Raw genomic sequence first — 8,226 nt, 5'->3', positions numbered from 1 at the left:
TTCGACCCAGAGTCGATCAGAGGATTAGGGCCGACGCGGCGCCGACGCAACATCACTGACGGACATCCAAGTTGAACATTGTCTACCTGACCACCGAAGCCGTGCCGTTTGCCAAGACCGGCGGTCTGGCCGACGTGTGTGGTGCCTTGCCTTCCCGCGTTGCCGCCAAAGGCCACCGCTGTGCGATCGTGATGCCTGCTTTTCGATCTATCCGTCAGTGCGGATTGCCGATCGAAACGACCTGCTTCGTAGCCCGCGATTGGCACTCGTTTCCGGTAATCTTCGAGCGTGCGGATCTCGGAGAATCCATGATCGCGACCGAACGCGGTGTTCGCGTTTTGCCGGATTCGTCGAAGCAGGTTTTCTCGCTGGATTTCGCGTGCCCGGTCTGCAGTGGCGAGATAACGTTCCAGACGCCCGGTTTTGTACCGCAGCATCGAGAGCCGCATCAGCGTCATCGGATCGGAAGGCATGTTGAGCGGGCTCCCTTCGGTCGGAATGAAACAGGCGACTGAGAGCTGCCTCAAGTGTCGTTGGGGGGCGGCTGAACGTTTTTTCTGTGCTCCGCAGACACAAATGGGCAAACTGAGTCGTCTGGAGCCTGTTTTTAGTCCCCCGAATGACTGGTGCCAAGTTAATTGCAGTGCCGTCGAATCGATTTGCGGTCAAACGCGAAAATACGCGCAATCGAAATCGGGGGTGAGCAAATGCAAAAAGCCCCCAAACGCGATGGTTTGGCGGGCTTTTCGGGTTGGTGTTCAGTTGGTGAGCCGGCGCTGCAGATCAGAAGGGAGCTTCGTCGTCGACTTCGTTGAAGGCATCGTTGGCGGCTTCTGCACCGCCTGCGTTTCCGCCCGATGCGCCAAGCACCTTGTAGGAGAGTGCTTCGACGCTGACGAAGTATTTGACTTCGCTTTGTGGATCACGCTGCCATTTTCGGCCGTTCAGACGGTAGGCGACTTCGACTTCGTCACCCATGTTCATCTCGTCCACGGTGTCGCAAGCGTCTCGCGTGAATTCGATGGGAACGTAGTTGCTGAAGCTGCCTTTGTCTTGTTCGAGAACCACCATTCGTTTTCGGAACCCTTTTTGACCGTAAGTCTTGGTTTCTTCGATCACGTGGACCACGCCTCGAACTGTTGAATCACTCATCTCGCTACTCGCCCGCATGTTTCTCGTAAAATCGTCTGCTCCGTCGAAAACTGACCGGAGCAATCACAGCGGCGAAGTGTAAACGTTGTTCGCAAACGACTAAAGGACCTAAAGCCAAACGTTGAGAAGTCCTCGCGTCTTTGGGGCCGTGGTCGCTCGAATTCAGTTTTGCGGTCGCAGAGCCGCGGACTGGGCTCGAAGTCGTTCGGATTGTGATCGCAGGCGTTGATTCATTCGTCGAAGTTCCTCGTCGAGTCGGGCGGAAGCGACGGGAGAATACGGGATCTCCGGGGTCCCTAGTCGAACGGAGTCGACGTCGGGGATCGTTCCCGGTGCTTCGGCCAGCGATCGCGTGGTCATCGCATCGAGCAGCAAGCATTGCAGGTTGCGTTCTTGCACGGGCACGATCGAGGGGGCGCTCCACTGCAATCGAATGGCGGGGGTGACCCGTTGCGAGAGCGATTCGATTTGCTGCATGCGAGCCGGCATGGTGTGATGGTCGGCGTCGAAAGCGCACACCCAACTGCGACGTGAGGTCCGGTAGGCCAGTTCAAATTGGCTGAGGTTGTACTGCAGCGTTTCGTCGAAGCGATCCGCCAGTTCCATGGAGCATTCTTCGTCAGCCGTGACTCGCCCGAGGGCCAAACGATCTGGCCGTAGGGGGCGGCTGTCGTCGGATTGCAGTTGAACCTCGTGCCAGGACGAACGTGTCGGCGAGTTCTCAATCCGGACTCGTGTGCCACTCAGGAGTTCACGTTCTGCAGTTGCCTGCACGCCCGATTTCCATTGTTGGATGGTTTGGGGGCGAGATCGAACACCGCGTTTCTGAGAGCGGAATCGGGCGAATGTGGTTGCAATCGCGGCCGGGGTTGCGAGCGGAGTTTCGAAGACGGCGTCGGTGCCGCTTCCCAGGCGGCTTCGCAACGTCAGCGACGAATAATGAAGCGACGCCATTTGGCGAGCGATCATCAGCCCAAGCCCCTCGCCGCCCAGGTCTGACTCGATCGAGTTGGCACCGCTGATTTGCTGCAGCCTTTGAGGCGAGATGCCTCTCCCGCGATCGATCACGGACCAAACCGCGACGCCGCGAGGCAGGTCGTCTTCCACGCGAATCAGGATTGGCGAACCGGATTGGCTGGCTCGTTCCGCGTTGATGATCAGATTGGTCAACAGTCGCGAAAGGATCGTCGAGTCGATCAGCACATCGGCGCAGCCAGGATCGACGCCATCCCAAAGCAAGTCGATGTGTTTGTTGCTGAGCAGGGAACGTGTGGCCAGTTCGACCGATTCGCGAATCGCGGACCGTTTCGTCGCGACCCGGCGAACGCGTGGCATTCCTGATCTCAGACGTTCCGCTCGCGACAGTTCGCCAATCAGGGAATCGATGTAGCGGCATTGGTTCATTGCCGCGAGGAGGAATTCGGATTGAGACGGCGTGATGTCGCCAAGGCTGCCATCTCGGATGACTTCCATGGTGGCGGCGATTCCTGCCAGCGGCGATTTCAAATCGTGCGCTGTTTCGCTGAGCAGGCGGACGGCAGCGCCGAGTGGATCGGAGGCCGTTTCTTTCCGGGGCGATGAAGTGCTGCGGTGGACGCGGCGACTGGGACGAGCGGCGCGACCGTTGATGGATCGTTGGCTGGACAGGGGCATGGTGGTTGTCTTTCGTTCACGACGGGGCTGGCGTGCGGGTGCCGCTGGTCTCTGCGTCTGCTGTTTGGACTCCGCGTCTTTCGTGCGAATTCGCTTGTTAGAAGGGCTTTTCTCCAGGGTGGGGAAGAACACCGACGAAGGTTAGGTCGACAGAATGCCGCTGGAGAGCCGGTCAAATTGACTTCACGCTGCAGGACACGGCAAATGCAGCAACGGTCGCTCCATCGTTGTGCGTTACTCGCAAAAATCGTTTTGCGGGGAAGAATGCTGTCGTGTCAGCGGCGTCGGTTCGGCGGGACTGGGAAACTGGACGGGTGGTAGCGGTTTTGAGCGTTTCGAGGAATCATCCGAATCCGGGGGCGTCAAAGGGTTGGATCGGATGCGATGCACGTGCCGATAAAGCGTTCGCGGGCGTTGTTCGGAGTCTGTTTTAAGTCGGTGGCGTGGCGTCCCAGAGCGGATTTTGCAGCGGTGATCGGGTGGGCGTCTCTTGACGTGAACTACGTTCCCGTGGGACATAGCAATGATCGCGAGTTCATTTTTTCGTCATTCGGATAGCGGCGAGAGCCATGTGTGGAATTGTTGGATACGTCGGCGCGGATCAAGCGGCTGAGTTTTTGGTCGATGGACTTCGTCGTTTGGAGTACCGCGGCTACGACAGTGCTGGGGTGGCCATTCACGGCGGAAACGAAATTTCGATCACGCGGTCGGTCGGGCGAATCCAGGCACTGGCCGATCGATTGGGCACCCCGTCGGAAGGCACCTTGGGGCTGGGGCACACTCGCTGGGCCACCCACGGGCCGGCGACCGAAGAGAATGCTCACCCGCACATCGGTGGGGAGGGCGAAGTCGTTCTGGCTCACAACGGCGTGATCGAGAACTTCCAGGTTCTCAAAGATGAGTTGACCGCCAAGGGCTACGTCTTCAAGTCTGCGACTGACAGTGAAGTGATTGCGCACTTGGTGGCCGAGGGGTTGAAAAACACGCCGCCCGATCCGGCTCAGCCCAACATGCGGTACGTCACCGCCGTGCAGTGGGCGATCGGACAGCTTCGCGGCACCTATGGTTTGGCCGTTGCGTTTCGAGAGAAACCGGGCCTGCTCATCGCGGCTCGTTTTGGCAGCCCGTTGGTGTTGGGCGTTGGCCGCGGCGAGTACTTCGTCGCCAGCGATGCGTCGCCCATTTCGGGACGAACCGATCGCATCGTTTACTTGGCCGACCACCAAATCGCAGTGCTGACGGCAGAAGGCTTCACCGTGCTGCATCGCGACAGCGGAAAGGTGCGGGTCAACATTCAGCCGTTGGCCGAAGACACTGGCGAAGTCAGCATGAACGGCTATGAGCACTACATGCTCAAAGAAATTCACGAGCAACCCGATTCGCTTCGCAACGCGATGCGAGGCCGGTTGAACGACGAAGACGCGACGGCGGTCTTTGGCGGATTGAACCTGACGCCGCAACAGCTTCGGGGCGTGGAGCGCATCATTCTGACTGGTTGTGGAACCAGTTGGCACTCGGCCTTGGTCGGGGAATACATGATTGAGGAATTCGCACGGATTCCTGTGTGTGTTGAATACGCCAGCGAGCTTCGTTATCGAAACCCGCCGATTGAGAACAACACGCTGGTTTTCGGGATCACTCAAAGCGGTGAGACCGCTGACACGCTGGCGGCTCTCAACGAGACCAAACGCAAAGGGCACCGCACTTTGGCGCTGTGCAACGTCGTGGGCAGCTCCATCGCTCAGGCGGCCGACGGCGGGGTTTACCTTCACGCTGGACCTGAGATTGGTGTCGCCAGTACCAAGGCGTATTCCAGCCAGTGCTGTGTGCTGGCGATGTTGTCGCTGTACTTTGGCCGGATGCGGCACATGAGTTTCGAGTCGGGCGGCCGCATCATCGAAGAATTGCGGCGGTTGCCGGCCGCAGTGGAGCAAGCGTTGACTTGCGATTCAGAAGTCCGTCGGATTGCCGCGAAGTACGCCGACGCGTCGAACTTTTTGTATCTCGGTCGTCGTTACAACTTCCCGACGGCGCTCGAGGGAGCCCTGAAGCTGAAAGAAATCAGTTACATCCACGCCGAAGGCTATCCCGCAGCGGAGATGAAACACGGCCCGATCGCGCTGGTCGACAAGCACACTCCCAGCGTTTTCATCATGCCTCGCGGGACGACGTACGACAAAGTCATGTCGAACATGGAGGAGGTCAAGGCTCGCGGGGGGCCCGTGATCGCGGTCGCCAGCCACGAGGAAGCTCAGATTCGCCGGATCGCCGACGAGGTCATCATGATCCCGGAAGTCCCCGAGTTTTTGCAGCCAATTGTCTCGGCCGTCCCCCTTCAGTTGCTCTCCTACCATATTGCCGTTTTGAGGGGTTGTGACGTTGATAAGCCCCGTAATTTGGCGAAAAGTGTGACGGTTGAGTGAATTTCGCGGTTGGGCGAACCTAGTCGCGAATTAGGGTCTGTTCTAACCTTTGCTCGGTTGTCCGAGGTCGGACGATCAAGCCGATGGGCGTTTTCTGTTTCTATTTAAGTACACCTGCAGTGGAGTTCTCCTGAGATGAACGATCGGGGATTGAGCTACAACTCACGCAAAGCACTCATGGTCCACATTGGCGAAACGGCAGGAGCCGAGATCGCTGATTTGCTCAATAATCTGCTGGAAGAGGTGGAAGAGCTCCGCCGCACCAAGGTCAGCATCACTCGGATCGTTCCGGGGCAGCAACCCGTTCACGAATTCATCGAAGAGCCGGTTTAGCCGGGGGCTCACACCGTGAGTGTGAGTGGATTTGGTGGGATGATTGAGAGTCGCGGCGAAGGTGCTGCGGATCACAACTTCTGTCACCGCTTTGAGTTGACAGGTTGCCGTTGAGTGTCGACAGTGTCGGGTTCCCGGGATTAAAATCCCAGTTTTCCCCACCTACGCTCGTCTCACGATCCATGTCTGACGCTTCTTCGACTGCCCCTAGCCAAGCGGGGGCCTCTTCTCAATCCGCCGGCAAACAAACGTTGCTGGACAAAATTTGGGACCAGCACTTGGTTCACGCTCCCGAGTCTGGGCCTGCGATCATTTACATCGATCTGCACTTGGTCCACGAAGTGACCAGCCCCCAGGCGTTCGAAGGTTTGCGGATCAACAACCGCCCCGTTCGCCGCCCCGAGCGGACCATCGCGACTCCCGATCACAATGTTCCCACCTCCGATCGCAGCCTGCCGATCGCGGATCCGATCAGTTCCAAGCAGATCCAAACCCTGCGTGAGAACTGCAAAGAGTTCGGTGTTCAACTGTTTGACATCGACGATGTGCGTCAAGGCATTGTGCACGTGATCGGCCCCGAGAACGGTTACACCCAGCCCGGCATGACGATTGTCTGTGGTGACTCGCACACCGCCACGCACGGCGCGTTTGGTTCGCTCGCGTTTGGGATCGGAACCAGCGAAGTCGAGCACGTGTTGGCGACGCAAACTTTGTTGCAGTTCAAACCCAAAACGTTCGAACTTCGCGTCGATGGCGATCTTGCTCGCGGAGTGACAGCTAAGGACATGATCCTGTATCTGATCGGTGAAATCGGAACCGCAGGCGGAACAGGTTACGTTCTCGAATTCACCGGGGACGCCGTTCGCAACCTGACGATGGAAGAGCGAATGACGGTCTGCAACATGTCGATCGAAGCTGGGGCTCGCGCCGGCATGATCGCGCCCGACCAAACCACGTTCGATTACTTGCGTGGTCGTCCGGAGTGCCCAGATGACTTCGACGCGGCTGTGGAGCAATGGAAGAAGTTGCCGTCAGATCCCGGCGCGACCTACGACCGCAGCAACGTGTACAAAGGCGAGGACATTCGTCCGCAAGTGACCTGGGGAACCAACCCCGGTCAGGTTTGCAGCGTTGATTCGGTGGTGCCATCGCCCGGTGACAGCACCGACGTGAACGTGCAGAAGTCGACGGCATCTGCACTGCAGTACATGGACCTGAAGGCAGGCACGCCGATCACCGAGATTGAAATCAATCGCGTCTTCATCGGTTCCTGCACCAACGCCCGGATCGAAGATTTACGAGCCGCTGCGGCCGTGATCAAAGGCTATCGTTGCAGCGACAAAGTCAACGCGATGATCGTGCCCGGTAGTGGCAAGGTGAAGTTGCAAGCCGAAGAAGAAGGCTTGGACAAGATCTTCACGGAAGCTGGTTTTGATTGGCGAGAAGCCGGTTGCAGCATGTGCTTGGCAATGAACCCGGACAAGTTGGCTCCTGGGGAACGTTGTGCCAGCACCAGCAATCGCAACTTCGAAGGACGCCAGGGCAAGGGAGGCCGGACACACTTGGTCAGCCCTGCGATGGCCGCTGCGGCCGCGATCGAAGGTCACTTCGTCGACATCCGCAATTGGGATTATCGCTGAGTTGCCAGGCGGCAATTTGGCTCGAGTACTAGCGGTTCGTGATGAGCCGCTGGCTTTTTTGTTTCTGTCTTCACGCCGGCAACCCGGGCGAACGCCCGTCGGCCACCAAACCACCTCTCAATAGCAAGCAGCTAGAAGCGAAACGCTGATAGCTGAAGCCGCAGGCTTCCATCATGCAAAACTTCACCGTACACCAAGGCGTTGTCGCAACGTTGGATCGTGCCAATGTTGACACCGATCAAATCATCCCTAAGCAATTCCTGAAACGCATTGAGCGAACCGGCTTCGGCCAGTTCTTGTTCTTCGATTGGCGTTTCCTGGAAGACGGCGAGACCGAGAACCCTGACTTTGAGCTCAATCGCATCAATGTCAAAGGGGCGTCGATCTTGCTCACGCGTCAAAACTTTGGCAGCGGGAGTAGCCGCGAACACGCGGTTTGGGCGCTCGACGATTATGGCTTTCGCGCCGTGATCGCTCCCTCGTTCGCAGACATCTTCTTCAACAACTGCTTCAAAAACGGCGTCCTGCCGATCGCGTTGTCCGAAGAAGACGTGGAGGAATTGTTCCAGCGAGCCGAGAAGGGGAACCCGTATCAGTTGACCGTCGATTTGGAAAAGCAAGTCATCACGGACGGCCAAGGCTTTGAGCGTTCATTCGAAGTCGACGAGAGTCGCCGGCACAACATGTTGCACGGTCTCGATGACATCGCGTTGACGCTGAAGCACGAAGACAAGATCACCGCGTTCGAAGAAGCTCGCGGTTGAGTTTCTTGGGTCGCTCGCGAAGGTTCTGCCTGCGAGGGCAGTAGCGGCATTTGCCCGCCCTCGAGGTCGTGCTGTTTTAGTCAACCTCCCTTTGGGAGGGGCGGCCTGCTTCGGGCCGGGGAGGGTTCCGCGCTGGCTCCGATGTTTTGAAGTTGCGCTTTTGCGTGAGGCATTGGTTTTTCATAACCCGACGCGTCAGCGAGGCGAAGTCAACATCGTTTTTCCCTCGCTGACGCTTCGGGTTATGAAAAAGCTGACGCT

Annotated in this window: 6 protein-coding genes and 2 pseudogenes; 5 read left to right on the top strand and 3 right to left on the bottom strand. The window is 58.0% G+C overall.

Going from position 1 to position 8,226, the window contains the following annotated elements; translation table 11 throughout:
* Positions 1–71 precede the first annotated feature (71 nt).
* Positions 72–242 (top strand): annotated as a pseudogene (locus ACF8AM_RS10400) (glycogen/starch synthase); the annotation flags it as partial.
* Positions 243–302: 60 nt separating this feature from the next.
* On the opposite strand, the pseudogene ACF8AM_RS10395 reads toward ACF8AM_RS10400, so the two are convergent.
* From ACF8AM_RS10395 to ACF8AM_RS10385, 3 genes and pseudogenes are all read right to left on the bottom strand, one after another.
* Positions 303–437: pseudogene (locus tag ACF8AM_RS10395) on the bottom strand (hypothetical protein); the annotation flags it as partial.
* Positions 438–783: 346 nt separating this feature from the next.
* The gene (locus tag ACF8AM_RS10390) at positions 784–1,152 is read right to left on the bottom strand and encodes a DUF3127 domain-containing protein (protein WP_392555577.1); all 369 of its coding nucleotides are present in this window, start codon (positions 1,150–1,152) and stop codon (positions 784–786) included.
* 162 nt (positions 1,153–1,314) lie between these two features.
* The gene (locus tag ACF8AM_RS10385; RefSeq protein WP_392555576.1) at positions 1,315–2,805 is read right to left on the bottom strand and encodes a sensor histidine kinase; all 1,491 of its coding nucleotides are present in this window, start codon (positions 2,803–2,805) and stop codon (positions 1,315–1,317) included.
* 569 nt (positions 2,806–3,374) lie between these two features.
* Between ACF8AM_RS10385 and glmS the strand changes: the two genes are divergently transcribed.
* The 4 genes from glmS (at position 3,375) to leuD (ending at position 7,965) form a co-directional block, all read left to right on the top strand.
* The gene (gene glmS, locus ACF8AM_RS10380) at positions 3,375–5,228 is read left to right on the top strand and encodes a glutamine--fructose-6-phosphate transaminase (isomerizing) (protein WP_392555575.1); all 1,854 of its coding nucleotides are present in this window, start codon (positions 3,375–3,377) and stop codon (positions 5,226–5,228) included.
* 135 nt (positions 5,229–5,363) lie between these two features.
* On the top strand, positions 5,364–5,561 hold the full coding sequence (locus tag ACF8AM_RS10375; protein ID WP_274405444.1) for a hypothetical protein: 198 nt from the start codon (positions 5,364–5,366) through the stop codon (positions 5,559–5,561).
* Between the two features lie 182 nt (positions 5,562–5,743).
* Positions 5,744–7,201, top strand: a complete 1,458-nt coding sequence (leuC, locus tag ACF8AM_RS10370) for a 3-isopropylmalate dehydratase large subunit (protein WP_392555574.1) — start codon at positions 5,744–5,746, stop codon at positions 7,199–7,201.
* Between the two features lie 173 nt (positions 7,202–7,374).
* A complete protein-coding gene (gene leuD / locus ACF8AM_RS10365) occupies positions 7,375–7,965 on the top strand; it encodes a 3-isopropylmalate dehydratase small subunit (protein ID WP_392555573.1) in 591 nt (196 codons plus the stop codon).
* Positions 7,966–8,226: the final 261 nt, after the last annotated feature.

Origin of the sequence: Rhodopirellula sp. JB055 (genome assembly GCF_043100905.1) — a bacterium.
In the GTDB taxonomy this organism is placed as follows: Bacteria; Planctomycetota; Planctomycetia; order Pirellulales; family Pirellulaceae; genus Rhodopirellula.
This window is presented reverse-complemented; position numbering and strand designations above follow the sequence as displayed.